Annotated in this window: 12 protein-coding genes and 1 riboswitch; of the genes, 8 read left to right on the forward strand and 4 right to left on the reverse strand. The window is 43.3% G+C overall.

Annotation, left to right across the window (positions count from 1 at the left end; genetic code table 11):
• From QT327_RS19220 to QT327_RS19235, 4 genes are all read left to right on the forward strand, one after another.
• Window positions 1-1,759: T9SS type B sorting domain-containing protein (locus QT327_RS19220; protein ID WP_289553755.1), on the forward strand; the 1,759-nt coding region annotated here is incomplete at its 5' end.
• A gap of 25 nt (window positions 1,760-1,784) precedes the next feature.
• Window positions 1,785-2,795 carry a PorP/SprF family type IX secretion system membrane protein gene (locus QT327_RS19225; protein WP_289553757.1) on the forward strand — a complete coding sequence of 337 codons (1,011 nt, stop codon included), beginning with the start codon at window positions 1,785-1,787 and terminating at the stop codon, window positions 2,793-2,795.
• Between the two features lie 70 nt (window positions 2,796-2,865).
• Window positions 2,866-4,818: an OmpA family protein gene (locus QT327_RS19230; protein ID WP_289553758.1), complete on the forward strand. Its 1,953-nt coding sequence runs from the start codon at window positions 2,866-2,868 to the stop codon at window positions 4,816-4,818.
• A gap of 208 nt (window positions 4,819-5,026) precedes the next feature.
• Entirely contained in the window at window positions 5,027-5,683 is a 657-nt protein-coding gene (locus tag QT327_RS19235) for a response regulator transcription factor (RefSeq protein WP_289553760.1), read from the forward strand.
• Window positions 5,684-5,779: 96 nt separating this feature from the next.
• Here the strand turns inward: QT327_RS19235 and QT327_RS19240 are convergent, their stop codons facing one another.
• The 3 genes from QT327_RS19240 to QT327_RS19250 form a co-directional block, all read right to left on the reverse strand.
• Window positions 5,780-6,691: a molybdate ABC transporter substrate-binding protein gene (locus QT327_RS19240; RefSeq protein ID WP_289553762.1), complete on the reverse strand. Its 912-nt coding sequence runs from the start codon at window positions 6,689-6,691 to the stop codon at window positions 5,780-5,782.
• A 71-nt stretch (window positions 6,692-6,762) separates the two neighbouring features.
• Window positions 6,763-7,236, reverse strand: coding sequence for a DsrE family protein (locus tag QT327_RS19245; protein WP_289553763.1), 474 nt, complete (start codon window positions 7,234-7,236; stop codon window positions 6,763-6,765).
• Between the two features lie 19 nt (window positions 7,237-7,255).
• Entirely contained in the window at window positions 7,256-8,296 is a 1,041-nt protein-coding gene (locus QT327_RS19250) for a c-type cytochrome (protein ID WP_289553765.1), read from the reverse strand.
• A 372-nt stretch (window positions 8,297-8,668) separates the two neighbouring features.
• Here QT327_RS19250 and pncA point away from each other — a divergent pair, with 372 nt between their 5' ends.
• The 4 genes from pncA (at window position 8,669) to QT327_RS19270 (ending at window position 11,335) form a co-directional block, all read left to right on the forward strand.
• The gene (pncA, locus tag QT327_RS19255; protein WP_289553766.1) at window positions 8,669-9,259 is read left to right on the forward strand and encodes a bifunctional nicotinamidase/pyrazinamidase; all 591 of its coding nucleotides are present in this window, start codon (window positions 8,669-8,671) and stop codon (window positions 9,257-9,259) included.
• Between the two features lie 227 nt (window positions 9,260-9,486).
• Window positions 9,487-9,939, forward strand: coding sequence for an MOSC N-terminal beta barrel domain-containing protein (locus QT327_RS19260; RefSeq protein WP_289553767.1), 453 nt, complete (start codon window positions 9,487-9,489; stop codon window positions 9,937-9,939).
• Window positions 9,939-10,319 carry an MOSC domain-containing protein gene (locus QT327_RS19265; protein ID WP_289553769.1) on the forward strand — a complete coding sequence of 127 codons (381 nt, stop codon included), beginning with the start codon at window positions 9,939-9,941 and terminating at the stop codon, window positions 10,317-10,319. The genes QT327_RS19260 and QT327_RS19265 overlap by 1 nt, the downstream gene beginning before the upstream one ends.
• A 285-nt stretch (window positions 10,320-10,604) precedes the next feature.
• Window positions 10,605-10,699, forward strand: a riboswitch (TPP riboswitch).
• A 48-nt stretch (window positions 10,700-10,747) separates the two neighbouring features.
• Window positions 10,748-11,335, forward strand: coding sequence for a CDP-alcohol phosphatidyltransferase family protein (locus QT327_RS19270; protein ID WP_289553770.1), 588 nt, complete (start codon window positions 10,748-10,750; stop codon window positions 11,333-11,335).
• On the opposite strand, the gene QT327_RS19275 is transcribed toward QT327_RS19270, so the two are convergent.
• Window positions 11,332-15,384: a chemotaxis protein CheB gene (locus tag QT327_RS19275; RefSeq protein WP_289553771.1), complete on the reverse strand. Its 4,053-nt coding sequence runs from the start codon at window positions 15,382-15,384 to the stop codon at window positions 11,332-11,334. The genes QT327_RS19270 and QT327_RS19275 overlap by 4 nt on opposite strands.
• Window positions 15,385-15,402: the final 18 nt, after the last annotated feature.

Below are 15,402 nucleotides of genomic sequence, written 5' to 3' on the forward strand. Positions count from 1 at the left end.
TACCACCTGTACCACGCCGCCGTTGACACCTGATCCGAAAGCGGAGATCGTCACGGTGAAGGTAACGAGCGAAGCGGGCAAAACGGAGTTTACACCGGGCGAGTCGGTAGACTATACCATTACGGTGACCAATAACGGTCCGAGCGATGCGACCGCGGTGAACGTGAAAGATACGGCCCCTGCGGGAACGACCATTACGAACTGGACGGCTGTGGTAACCACCGGAACGGTGACCTTACCGAACACATCGGGCACAGGTGATATCAATGAAACAATCGCCACGCTTCCGAACGGAGCAGTGGTGACCTATACGGTAACGGTGCAGACTCCAGGAAACTTTACGGAACCATTGGTGAACACCGTGCAGGTGACTACGCCAACGGAAGATCCGACACCCGGCTGTACAGCTTGTGAGACAACGCCATTACAACCAAATATCATAAGAACATTTAAATCACTGAAAACAGTGACGGATGCGAATGGTAACGGAAGAGCTGAATCCGGCGAAGAATTAACGTATACAATCAGTGTAGAGAATACCGGTAATGTAGATCTGGAAGACTTACATATTAGTGATCCGGTCCCTGTAGGAACAGACTATGTACAAGGTAGCGCCAACAATGGTGGTGTGATCACTGGCAATGTATTGAATTGGACGCTGGATGTGCCTTATGGCCAAACACGGAACGTGAGCTTTAAGGTGAAGGTGCAGAATAACCTGAGCGGTATATCGCAAATTGTGAACACAGCGAAAGTAACGAATCCGCTTAGTCCAAACACGACACCGCAAGAGCCGAGTGCTCCGCCTGTACCAACAAGCAATAACAGAAGCTTTGTTGCCAATAAAACGGTTGCTGATGCAAGCGGCGATGGAAAAGTGAAAGCCGGCGAAGAGCTGACCTACAACATTACAGTAGCGAATACGGGTGATGTTGATCTGGAAGGTTTGACGATCCGGGATGCAATTCCGACCGGTACCTCTTATATCGAGGGAAGCGCAGATAGTGGTGGAAGTCTTGCAAACGGTGCACTTAATTGGACTATCAATATTCCTTACGGTGAACAACGAAGTGTAAGCTTTAAGGTAAGGGTAAACAACGACTTGACGGATATCCTGGAGATTGCGAATACAGCGACGGTTTCTGATCCAAACGGCTCTGATACTACAACACCTCAACAGCCGAGTTCGCCATCTTTACCGGTTGATATCGTTAAACCGGAGGCTTCCGACGATTTGACGGAAACGGAGTCAGGAAAACCGGTGACTATTCCGGTATTAGACAACGACAGTCCGGGAGATGCAGCCTTTGATCCTTCAAGCTTTGAAATTATCCAGCAACCAATGCATGGAACAATTACGATAGGAACCGACGGTAACCTCATTTATACCCCTAACCCGGGATATACCGGAACCGAAACGTTTACCTATCGCGTGAAGGATGCAAATGGTAATTGGACGAATGTGGCAACCGTGACGATTACTATTAAGCCGAATCCATTGAAGATACCGAATGCCATTACACCAAATGGAGATGGTAAAAACGACTTGTTTGTCATTATCGGACTAGAAGGATACGAACGGGCAGAGCTTGTCATATTCAACCGATGGGGTAACGAGGTTTATAAGAGTGAGAATTATAACAATACGTGGGATGGCCAGGGATTAAATGAAGGTACGTATTACTACATCCTTCAACTATCTAATGGGGGCAACAAGGAAACTCATAAAGGTTGGATCTTGCTTAAACGAAGTTATTAATAAGGATATCTAGGGAGCGTTAGCTATGAACAAGAACATAAAAAGTGCAATACTAGCAATTAGCTTACTGTACGGGGTGATGCTGCCGGCCAAAGGCCAGCAGAACATCCAGTTTACGCAGTACATTTTTAATACACTTAGTGTAAATCCGGCTTACGCAGGGTACAAGGAAGAATGGTTTGCCCAATTGGCTTTACGAAACCAGTGGGTAAACATGCCGGGTAATCCGAAAACCGGTCAGGTATCGATTGACGGATTATTGGATCCCTACACAAAAAATAACGGCGTTGGTTTACAGATTACAGCCGATAAACTGGGACCGCAAGCGGCTACTTCAATTTATGGTAACTACTCGTACCGCCTGCGATTGAATACCGAAGACTCCAAACGCCTGAGTTTTGGCGTTGGTGTCGGGGTAACGCAATACAGTCTGGACGGTAGTTTAGTGGATGTACATGATGGGGGCGATCTGGGTTTGCCGGCAGGAAAAATTAGCAGCTTTATTCCGGATGTACGCTTTGGTGTATATTATTATACCAATAAATGGTATGCCGGTGCTTCTGTTATGGATTTGTTGAGTGGCGATAACAGCAACAACATCTTTAGGTGGGATAGCAATACGACCGGAAATATACGTCGTAAAAGACACCTGTATCTCGTAGCGGGTACGCTTCATAAGCTCGACCGTAATACTATGTTTAAGCCTAGTATCTTGATTAAAGAAGACTTTAACGGGCCAACAACCTTTGACTTCAATGCCATGTTTATTTTCAATAGCAGACTCTGGTTGGGTGCGAGTTATCGGAATGGTTTTGCGATTTGGAATAAAGACTACACGCGCAATCAAAGCCTGAATGTTAATAATGCTTTGGCAGGAATCATTCAAATGTATGTGTCTGACCGACTGCGAATCGGCTATTCGTATGATTATAGTATAAGTAAGTTAAGTACGGTTCAGAATGGAACACATGAGTTGACGCTTGGATTTACCTTCCCGCCAAAAGGTAATCGGATTATTAGTCCGCGGTTTTTCTGATACGGCACCCATGCAATTAATAGGAATGAATTTGATAACAGCAGCTAAACGAGCTGAAATTTAAGGGATCATGAAGCTTGAATATAATTTCATCACATTTATCGTTTTACTGAGCATCTTTAATGTAGCGATAGGTCAAGAACAATTAACGCAGCAGCAAAGAGCTGATCGGTTTTACTATGAATATCAGTATGCGAATGCCATTCCTATTTATTTGAAATTGGCAAATGCAAAACGGCCGGAACTGAGCGATCTAGAGCGTCTTTCTGAGTGCTATTTCAAAATTAACGACTATAAAAATGCCGAAAACTGGTATGCTAAAGTAGTGGTACATCCGGAAAGTAAACCGGAGAATTTTGTCCGATATGGTGAAATTTTAAAAGCCAATGCTAAATATGTGGAGGCAAAACAGGCTTTTGAAGATTATGCAACGAAAGTAGGAAATAGAGAAGCGGTATCCGTTGAAATTGCCGGTTGCGACTCTGCTTTAAAATGGTTGAAGGAACCAACTAGCTACCAAATTCGAAATGAAGAAGGTATTAATACCAAACTTTCTGAGTTCGCTGCCTTTCCCATCGGCGATCAAGTGTTCTATGCAGGAGAAAGGGATTCGATCAATGATAGAGATCGATATGGATGGACCGGGAAATCCTATTTATATGTTTATACGGCGGAACGTGGAGACGGAATCGGCTTGAGCAATCCTAGGCGATATAACAGCGACTTTAATGATCAGGCCTACCATGTGGGGCCTATTGCGAGTAATAAAGCGGGAGATACTTTATTTGTTACTCGGACTTATGCACTCAAAAAAGAAACTGAAATTAATAAGGAAGTAAAGCGAAAATACCGAACGCACAATCTGGAACTTTACATTTATACAAAAAACAGTGAAGGGAAGTGGGAGGGGAAGGCCTTTCCGTACAATGATACCAAATCTTATTCACTCGGCCATGCTTCCTTGAGTAAGGATGGCCGAATCTTGTATTACGTTTCGGATAGGCCGGGCGGATCAGGCGGAACGGATATTTGGTATTCTGAAAAATTGGCGGATGGCTCTTGGGGTACGCCGCAAAATGCGGGTCCAACCATTAATACGGCAAAAGATGAGCTATTCCCCAACCTAGATGAATCGGGCGTCTTATATTTTTCGAGCGATGGTATTGCAGGAATGGGCGGACTGGATATTTTTAAGAGTGAGGGAGAAAAAGGAAGCTGGACCAAGCCCTTAAACTTAAAAAACCCCATCAATTCGCCGGGAGATGATTTTGCTTTTGTTGTGCAGGAGCGGACAGACAAAGGCATGGCCGGTTACTTGGCTTCGAACCGATATGAAGGACTTGGAGGGGATGACATCTATTCCTTTATCTACGAAAAACCGAAGATACTACTTGTCTTAAAGGGTAAGACCTACAATAAAGCGACGAATGAACTGCTCCCAGCAACGAATGTAACCTTATATGGAGCGAATAAAGCGACACTTGGCCAGCAAAGCACAAAAGCAGATGGTACGTTTATTTTCGCTATTGAGCCAGGGCAGACTTATGAGGTATTGGGGCAGAAGATCAATTTTACATCTGATTCGGTAGCAGTTTCGACCCTCGGGATTATAAAGTCCGATACATTGGAAGTAGCTTTATATTTAGATCCCGCAATTAAAAAGGGCATGACCTTTAGGTTGGAAAATATTTTGTATGATTTTGATAAAAGCAATATCCGTAAAGACGCTGCATTGATCTTGGACAAGCTTGTTAAGATTATGGAAGAATATCCTAGCTTAAAAATTGAGCTTTCTTCCCACACCGATAGTCGCGGAAGTGATGCTTATAATTTGGCTTTATCCGACCGACGTGCTAAATCGGCGGTTCAGTACCTCGAGCAAAGAGGGATAGCGAAAGACAGAATGGTAGCAAAAGGTTACGGCGAAACAAAACTGGTTAATCGCTGTGCGAATGGAGTGAGTTGTAGTATACCGGAACACCAGGCTAATAGGCGGACGGAATTTACGGTGTTAGAGGATTAGGTGATCACAGTGGATGAATGCTAGTCCAAGGTTGTTTGCTTTAGTAAATTGTGATATATTTCTCACAATTTCGCATTTAATCATTCCGGCCCGATAATAGTGGCTATTATACTTGATGAACCGAAATAATTTCAGTTACTTTATTCATCAATTATAAAGCTAGGGAAGCGAATCTAACCTGGTTCGATCAACTATAATTCGGTAGCCTATGAAAGCAACCATTGGCATTGTGGAGGATCACACGTTAGTGTTAAAATCCTTGGAGATTATCATTAACTCTTTCTCTTGTTTTGAGGTCACTTTATTGGCGGATAGCGGCTCCTCCCTATTTGAGCAAATAGATAAGGGGGAGTCGGTACCGGATATCTTGTTAATAGACATGCTCATGCCTGAAATGAACGGAGATGAGGTGGCAGCACGCGTCAAAAAAAAATATGCAAACGTTAAATTGGTTGCGATTTCCGGGCTCGACGATTCGGTCAGTGTTATGAAAATGATCCGAGCCGGTTGCTGTGCGTATTTGCAAAAAAATATAGAATTAGAAGAATTGGAAGGTGCACTTCAGGAGATATGGATGAAGGGTTATTACAACAATTACCTGACAAACATGGGGTTTCAGGCTTCCAATACAGATTGGATGGACTTAAGAGACCGAGAATTGGAGTTTCTTCGTTTAGCTTGTTCCGATTTAAATTACCATGAAATAGCTGATTGCATGTGCCTTTCCATTAAAACAATCGACGGTTATCGGGCTTGCTTGTTTGCGAAATTTGGCGTGAAAAGTAGAGTGGGTTTAGTGTTGGAAGCATTAAAACATAATCTAATCTCTTTAACATCGCAAGCCTATTTGAAACGTAAGTATTAGTTTACTTGCTCCACCCTCCGCGTAATCAAAGGTGGTAAATAATAAAAAGAACAAGGCTATCTTAAAAGCGAGACAGCCTTGCTCCATGACTAACTTTTAGTCGGTTTCAAAGCCATATTTCTTGTAGATTGCTTTTGCCTCCTCGGAAGTTAGATAGTCTAAAAAATCGGCAGCGGCTCGGGGATGGGGTGCTTGTTTCAATTTACCGGCTATATAGGTAGCGCGTATGTTCTGTTCATCCGCTATTGGAATCAATTCAACCGGGTGGCCGATCATTTTCTGATAATAAGCTTCGGAATACCACACGGGGGCCACATCGCTTTGTCCGTATAATATACGCAGTGGACTTTCACGATGATGGATGCGTGTTAAATAAGTACGGTTGTTTTTTACTTTTGTCTGCATGATGGTTTCATACAAAGTTTCACCTCCGGCTTTTTTATAAGCGGCTTCAATCTGACGCCCGATTCCCTCCCAAGCCGGGTTCGGCATGCTGACCCGAATATCTTTTTTTCCTAGATCTTTTAAGGCCTTAATTTTTTTCGGATTTTTCTTTGGAACCATTAAGGCTAATTTATTGTACGCATAGACTTCCGTACGATCAAAATAGCTTGCCATCTCTGTTATCCGATTTTTTCCTGCGGTATAGACATCGGGTTGATGGGTAATCCGTAGATTGCCCATAGTCAGCGATCCGCCTTCTATTTGCTTTGCCAATATACCGGGCGGAAGTGTTTCAGCAAAGATGCGCTGGTACTCGGGATGCTTCTCCTTAAATCCACTAAGTAGCTCATCGATGCACATAAATTGATTACCCGCGAAGAATACAACGAGTTGCGGATTTTCCACATCACCATATAAATCAGGTGCATTGTTTATACCAGGCACGGTAAATTGAACACTCGATTCCGGTGGCGTATTCCAAGGTGGGTCATAATGGTGCCCTTGTTGTGCCTTAGCCAAGTGAAGGGTGAGTATACTTGCCATAAAAAAGAATGTTGTCTTCATGTTTTGATTTGTTATTGTGTTTGTTCTCTTGATCATTGTCTTGTTTCCTGTGTGTTCTGATTGGTAAGCGATCAAGGCTTAATAATCGTCCAGCCCTGGGCTGAGCGAATAACCAACTCGCCATTTCCACTGGGTACATAGGCAATAAAGTCATACAACTCTTCTTTTTTCAGTTTTCTTTCCTTTAAAGAATTTAAACATTGGGCTACAATTACGCCTTGATCGATTAAGCTTTTTAATGCGGGTTCATATTTGCCATTTTTTAGGTACGCTTCCGTACCTCCGGAGAAAGCGATCAGCTCTATTTCGATTTTTTCTTTTAGTCGCGGATCTTGCAGTACATTGTTGATGTTCCGTATGGCTTTTTCGATGGTAGCCGGAGCGTTACTATCCAGTTGATAGATGGCGCGATACCGAGGTTGGATCGCCTCGGCGCCTTGATAAGCCCTGTTACGGATAATGGCTTGGCTATCTTGGGCATAAACAAAAGATGCTAGACTTAAAAATAAAGCAGTAGCGAGAATAAATGGTTTCAATGATTTCATGATCGATATGGTATTAATGTTAAAAATTAAAAGGTCCTAATTTATGTTGTGTTATGGTAACCTGATCTATATAAGGCGGATAAGGGCAATCCTTTGGCTTTTTGGTCAGATCGGGATAGTCCAATTCTTTATTTGCTTTTTGCGGTCTGCTAAAGGAATTGATATAAGCAGCTACGTCATAGGCTTCTTCATCCGTTAAAATCGGGTTTTCAGCAGTTGCTCCCAAGGGCATATTCCCTTTGATGAATCGAGCCGCTGTCAGTAAACGGGCCATACCCGCTCCGTCATTGAAAGAATCGTTGCCCCAAAGCGGAGGGTATAGATAACCTTTTCCGTCGCCACTTTTACCTCGACGGTTACCCTGTCCATTTTCGCCATGGCAAGTTATACAATGTCGTTTGAATACAGCGGCTCCTTTTATTCTATCAGCTGCTCGACTAGGCTTGTTTAGCTGAACGAATCCTTGTCCCTCGATACGCTTACCGATTGCGACATCTCGGCTGAGATGCTTTATATAGCTGATCATAGCGAGCATCTCTTTACTATCAACCGGAATAGCTTTTCCGTTCATGCTTCGTTCAAAGCAACCATTGATGCGCTCCTCTAAAGATTCAACTTTATTTTCGCGTCCGATGTAAATAGGGAAGACTCCGGACAGACCAATATAGGGTGCAGCGTAAGCTTTGGTGCCTCCATTTAGATGGCAACTGGAGCAGGCCAGATTGTTACCGGTAACCATTCCTTCCTTTACTTCCGGACCTAGATATTTATAGGTTTCCGTGATTAATCGATGGCCGTAAGCAGCTAGTTCACCTTCTTTACTATTGTCGAAAGGTTTGATTATGGCCTCATTTATATGGGATGGATAGACGCCTGCTGTCGTTTTTTCCGCATTAGGGCCGACTACGGGAACCTGTACGGTCCTGCCATGGAGGATATAAATACACGACCCGATTAATAGCAAGATAAGGCATGTAAGGATTTTCGTGTACTTTGTCAACCGATAAACTTCCTGCCGGGCCGTCTCATCATCTGTAAAAGCTTCTTTTATCTTTTCCATGGTGGCAAATCTAGGTGCTATCTGTATCAGATTTAAACGAGCTTTTTTTATAGGGTATAACAGGAAGTTATGGAGCGGTTTTGGTTGAATTGTAAGTAGTTGAGTCGTTGAGTGGTTAAGTCGTTGAATAGTTAAGTGGTTAAATAGTTAATTTAGCTAATGTGATGATGTGACAATTAGCCAGTGTGACAATTAGCCAATGTGACAATTAGCCAATGTGACAATTATTTGTAAGTCAATGTGATGATGAGCATGCTAGTGGCTGAAAGCTGATTTCTGATAGCTAAAAGCTAATGCCTAAAGCCTATTGCCTAAGGCTTATAGCCTAAAAGGAAAATACGTATTTTTGAAAGTAAGTGAATCGCATCTGAAATGAAAGCACTAATTATTATCGATATACAACTCGATTTTTTGCCGGGAGGCGCTCTTGCAGTGGAACGAGGGGACGAAGTTATTCCAATTATCAATGAATTGCAATCGTCTTACGAGTTAGTGGTAGCTACACAGGATTGGCATCCGGCAAATCATAAAAGTTTTTTTACTGAACATCCGGGAAAACAGGTTTTTGAACGAATTCAATGGAATGGCTTGGAGCAAGTGCTTTGGCCGGTACACTGTGTACAGGGAACAGCGGGAGCGGCCTTAGCGCCGGAACTGTCAACGAATGCGGTCGAAGCTATTTTTAGAAAGGGCATGGATCAACATATTGATAGCTACAGCGGCTTTTTTGATAATGGAAGGAAGAAATCGACAGGTATGGCGGACTTTCTGAAGGGAAGAGGTGTAACAGAAGTAGCAGTTTGTGGTCTTGCAGCCGATTATTGCGTCTATTATACAGCCAATGATGCCCTTGACCTGGGATTTAAAGCCGGTATTATTGAACACGCCTCCCGTGCCATTGATCCGGAACGATATCAACGGCTGAAGCTCGATTTCCAAGAAAAAGGAGGACAGATTTTATAAGTATTACAAATAGAATGCTTTGTCGTGCCTCCTCGCAGAGACGCTCCTATCCACGTCCTTGCCTGCCTACCGCAGGCAGGCGACATGAAGAAGTGGAGTCTGGAAAGAAGTGAAGCAATCTAGGTATTATAAGCAGGCGTCATTTCCGATAATCATATTAAAAATATCCCACGTTCATTTGAAAACCATGCAAGCGTTTCTATTTTTGTTTACTATACTCATAGCCTATGTTAACAATTAGCGAACTCTTTATTTATCCAGTCAAATCGTTGGGCGGTATTTCGCTTTCGGAGGCCGAAGTCACCGATAGAGGCTTTAAATACGATCGGCGATGGATGTTGATCGATGAAAACAATCAATTTCTTACGCAACGCGTCCACCCGCAAATGGCTTTGTTTAAGCTCGAGATAGGGGCAGATTGCTTGTCGGTAACGCATCCTGAATGGGGAAAAATGCGTATACCTTTTGAGCCGGTTGAAGCTCAATTCAGCGAAGTTGTTATTTGGGAAGATACCTGCCGAGCGGTCTCCGTGAGCCGTGAGGTGGATGCCTGGTTTAGTGATGCCTTGGGCTTGACCTGCCGATTGGTGTATATGCCGGACAGTACCGCGCGCGAAGTGGATCAACGCTACGCGCCTAAAGGCATGATTACTTCTTTTCGGATGCTTACCCGTTTTTGATGATAGGACAAGCATCATTGGATGACTTAAACGCCCGGCTGGAGATCGCTCTTCCCATGAATCGCTTTAGGCCTAATATCGTATTTACAGGGGGCGCTGCCTTTGAAGAGGATCGCATGAACCATATACGAATTGGTGGCACGATCGATTTTTACGGCGTTAAGCTTTGTGCGCGGTGTGTGATGACTACAATTGATCAACAAAGTGCAAAAAAGGCGAAAGAACCGTTAAAAACATTGGCCTCGTACCGTTCAAGGGAAAAGAAAATTCTATTCGGACAGAATCTTATACATCAAGGTAGTGGTTTTGTTAAGGTTGGCGACCCTTTGGAAGTGCTGAGTACCCACACGGAGGAACGTTTTATAGTGGGAGGTAGTTGAGTAGTTGGGGCTTTAAATGGTTGAGTTGTTAAATAGTTGAGTAGTTAAATGGTTGAGTTGTTAAATAGTTGGCTTGTTAAATAGTTGGGTGGTTGAATGGTTCATTCGTTGAGCAGACTATCATAGGAATGGCTGACAGTTGCGATAGCAGTGGCAGAAGGGCGTTACGCGTAGGGCGAACTATTCACTATTAACAATTCCCTTATTCACTGTTTATAGCGTAAAGCTTTTAGCTTTTTTAAAAAAAATCCAAACAAAAAAGAAATCACTATGTTATCTATATAGATTTTTTTAAAGGGGTGGCTTTTAATAAGTCTGAGAATAAACCCATTGAACCTGATTTGGGTAATGCCAACGAAGGAATTAAGAAAGTCAAGGCGGCCTAGGTAGAAACTTGGGCCGTCTTTTTTAGTGCAAAAGGCTTGTATATGCATAAGGGAAGCTATTATATGGTTAACGGCATTACGTTTTATCGTTTAATAGCCGCTCCTTTTCTCCTGTTTCTTATCTTTTCTGAACAGCTTAACTGGTTCAAATGGTTACTAGCCTTCAGCTTTTTTACCGATGCCATCGACGGTTTTTTGGCTAGAAAGTACAAGGTTGTGAGTGTTATGGGCGCCAAGATGGACTCCATTGCGGACGATTTAACCATATTGGTGGCCGTTATTGGGCTATTTGTCTATCACAAGGATTTCCTATCCAGGGAGTATAGTTGGATACTCGTATTGCTTATTCTCTTTCTCATTCAAGTTGGCTCAGCGTTGATTCGTTATGGAAAATTTACCAGCTTTCATACCTACCTCGCTAAAGTGGCCGCCGTTGCCCAAGCACTTTTCTTAATACCGTCATTTTTTCTTACCACGCCTTCTTTACCCTTATTTTATATCGCGATCGCCTTTACGACTTTAGATCTACTCGAAGAAACCATCATGGTATGGCTGTTGCCCAACTGGAAAGCTGACGTCAAGGGGATAAAGGAAGCGCTGCGAGTGCGACGGAAGCAAAATCCAAGCTAGGCCTGTTGAATGGGTAGACTGAACCAAAACGTGGAGCCTTCGCCCGGTGAACTGACTGCGCCGATTTGACCTTGGTGACGTTTAATGATGTCCGACGAGATGAACAGACCTAAACCCAATCCTGAAAACTGTGACGACGATTCTTCTACACGGAAAAAGCGGTCAAATACCAGATCGAGCTTTTCCTGTGGTATGCCGATGCCGTAATCTTTAACGGAGATCTTTACTTCTTTCCCGTTTTGCTCGGCGAAGAGGTCTACTTTATCCGCTTTGGGTGAATACTTAATGGCATTGGTCAAAAAATTAATCAATACCTGCTCAATACGGTTTTTATCGGCATATACATCGACATCTATATTGCCGTGTATTTGAATCGTATGGCCCCCCATATTTTTTACTTCGTACACACAATCTTGTATCAATTCATTGATGTTAAACGTTGATTTCTGTAAGATAATCTTCCCTGCCTGAATTTTCGTTACGTCCAGCAGATTCTCGATTAAGAAAGTAATTTTATCGACCTGCTGATTGGCTTTCGCTACAAATGTTTTGAGCATACCATTGGGTCCGCCTTTTTCCGCTAGTCGATCGATAAGCTGCAAGCTGGCCTTCATGCTCGTAATTGGCGTTTTTAATTCGTGGCTGGCAATGCTCATAAACTCATCCTTCTTGGTAGCTAATTCCCTGGTAGCTAACTCGGCTTCTTTTAATGTACTTACATCCATTAATGAGCTGATTACTCGAAAAGGCATACCGGACTCATTATTCAGGATAAAACTTCTATCGAACACGTGGCAGTAAGAGCCATCCCCTTTGTGAAAACGATATTCGCCGCTCCATTGTTCGGCACCTTGGTTAATCGCTTTAAGCAAATCTTTTCGTACAGCTTTCACATCCTCGGGATGGATTTTGCTGAACCATTGATTGATTTCCTTTAAATTCTCTTCCGACTTATAGGCGAAGATGGAATAGAAATTATCGCTGTACCATACCGTATTATTAACAAGATCCCAATCGCGTATGCAGTCGTTGGTGGCACGAGCTACCAACCGAAAACGCTCTTCGCTCAGCGCTAATTCAGCGGTTCTTTTTGCTACTTCCTCTTCCAGGCCACTATTGAGGTTCTTCAACTGCTCACGCGCAACAACGAGTTCATTATAGTTTTTGCGCAACCTATCGGTCGTTTCCCGTTGCAGTGTAATATCATTAAACGTGAGCGCCAGGCCGTCTTTCATTTTGACCATGCTCACCTCAAACCACTGTTCTCGGCTGTCGATCTGTAAATTACAGGCAATCTTACGAGCAGTTCCGGAAGAATAGGTGTCAAGTAGTTTTTTGGTGACCCGCTGGCCGAGGCGTTTGCTTAAATGCCCGAAAAAGGACGGATGTTCTTTATGAATAGCTAGTTTATCTAACAGATTGATTCCTGCTTCATTTTGGGTGAGCAAGGCAAATTGTTGATCGGGGCTTGAAGCGTCCTTATTGACCGCTAGCACAAATATGGCTTCTAAGCTGGCATCAAATACGGCTTTGATGATGCTGTTCAGGTTTTCCAAAGCGGAAATATCAATGAAGCTTAATACAAGGCCATCGATCTCCTTGTCGCGTCGAACGAAGGGATAAATACGCATAAGGTAGATGCGGCCATCCTGCAATTGCACCTCTTTTTCGTAAAAGCCTTTGTCGCTTTGCGCTTTCTTAATATCTTCCAACAGGTTATCATTGGCAAGATTATTGGAAATATGGCCGATGGGCCGTCCGATGTCACCTTCTATTAAATTAATTAGGCGCATGGCTTGCGGGTTAAACTTCCGGATTTTTAAATCCTTGTCCAGAAATACCTGACCGATCTCCGTGCTTTTGAAGTAATTGTCAAGGTCATCATTCAACTCGATGAGCTCCTTAATCTTCAGCTGGTGCTCCGTGTTTAAGGTATGCAACTCCTCATTGAGCGACTGCAACTCTTCGTTGGAACTTTGTAACTCTTCGTTACTGGATAATAATTCTTCATTGGAGCTCTGGAGTTCTTCATTGGTTGTCTCCAATCCTTCTATCGCCAATTGCAAATTATTACGTGTTTCGCTCAATTGCTCTTCCAGCTCCTGAATGTAGCGCTTTTCATCTGGCGAATCGCTACGCGGCGTAAACGTCGATAGGGGTTCATGTTCCCGCAGCGGGATGGTTACATCAATAAAGACCAGCATGGATAGATGCTCGTGTGGAGGTGCCGCTGGGTGTATGTGGATATTGACATGATTGATTTGGTCATCCTTACGGAAGCTTAAGCCCGTCAAAGATACTTTTATTCCTTCTTGTCTCGATTCACGTATGGCATTGCTCAATGGTAGTTTTACCTCCTCGGGAACCATACTGAGGATATTCAAATTCAGCTTTTTTTTGGGAAGGCTCAAATAATTGTGGTAGTTGCCGAGGGTTTCTTTGACCTCATTGTAACCGTCTATATAGATAACGGTATAACCGAGTTCGTCCAACATGAGTTGTTGAAAATCACGACGAAGGCTTTCACTGACACTCAGTGATTCAGTGGCTTTCCGAGGAACATAGGAGGAACTACTGAGGGTGCCTAACGTATTCCCATATTCGCCCAAGTACTTTTTCAGCTGATGTGGCGACCTTTTGAAAATCTTCCATTTGCCCGATATTTGTTCAAACCCGTTTTCAAGAGCCCCGGTGGTTTCACTGGGTCCTAAAAAGAGGGCACCGCCCGGTTTCAGGGCAAAATGAAAGATCGACAATATTTTCTCTTGCAATACCTTGTTCATGTAGATCAGCATATTGCGACAACTGACCAGATCGTTTTTTATAAAAGCCGGATCTTTGATGACATTATGGTGAGCGAAAACAACTTGCTTTCGAATGCGTGGTATAACAGTATAGTGATTATCCTCTAGCGTGAAATAGCGTTTCAATATCGAAGAGGGTACATCCTTTTCAATGGATAAGGGATATCGATTTCTGCTGGCAAGTCGAATGTTACTTTCATCGACATCGGTGGCAAAGATCTTGACCGGAAGCCGAGTTGCCGTCTGCTGAAGGTATTGATCCAGCGATATGGCCAATGAGTAGGCTTCCTCGCCGGTGCTACAGGCACAAACCCATATCTTAAAGGTCTCCCCGGTTGCTTTTTGCTTGACCAGCGATGGGTAAACTTGTTCTTCTAGGTAGCGGAACGCTTCGGGGTCCCGAAAAAAACGCGTCACATTGATTAATAAATCATTTGCTAAACTATGCACCTCGTCCGCATTTCCTTCCAGGAATTCGATGTATTTTTGAACGCTTTTTATTTGCTGCAGCCGTATGCGCCGCGAAATACGGCGGATAATCGTCGGTGTTTTATAATAATTGAAGTCGCGATCACTGTTTTCATGCACCAGTGCCAGAATACGATCCACCTGTTGATCGTTCAGCTCACCGCTCAGCATTTCATCTTCCCCGTTCATGAGCTGTATATAATCCAGCATCTGCTGAGGCATTTCCTTAGGAGGTAATATCGCATCCGCATAGCCACTCATAATGGCCATATTAGGCATGCCGTCAAATTTAGCCGTATTTGGCTCTTGTACGAGCACATAGCCTTTGTTCTTTTTTATAGCCTGAATACCTTTGGTACCATCACTTCCCGTACCGGAGAGGATGACAGCAATAGCCCTTTCCTGTTGGTCGTTTGCCAGCGAGTCCAAAAAAATATCAATGGCGTTGTTGGGAACATTGTTGACCACTTTTTCTGCTAGACACAAGATACCATTGTGAATGGTCATGCTCATCCGATTTGGAATTACATAAATGGCACCACGCTCGACCGTCATATTATCTTTGGCTTCCAGCACTTTCATTTTCGTGTGCTTGGATACCAATTCCACTAAAAGGCTCTTATAATCGGGCGATAAATGTTGTATAATGATAAAAGATAATTGTGAAAAATCCTGTACGGCATCGAAAAAGCTATTGATAGCTTCTAAGCCACCGGCAGAGGCTCCAATGGCTACTATATAGTGGGCCGTTTCTCTTATATCCTTTTTTTCGGTCATAGAAAGATGATACTGCAA

The organism is Olivibacter sp. 47 (genome assembly GCF_030372825.1).
GTDB classification, from domain to species: Bacteria; Bacteroidota; Bacteroidia; order Sphingobacteriales; family Sphingobacteriaceae; genus Olivibacter; species Olivibacter oleidegradans.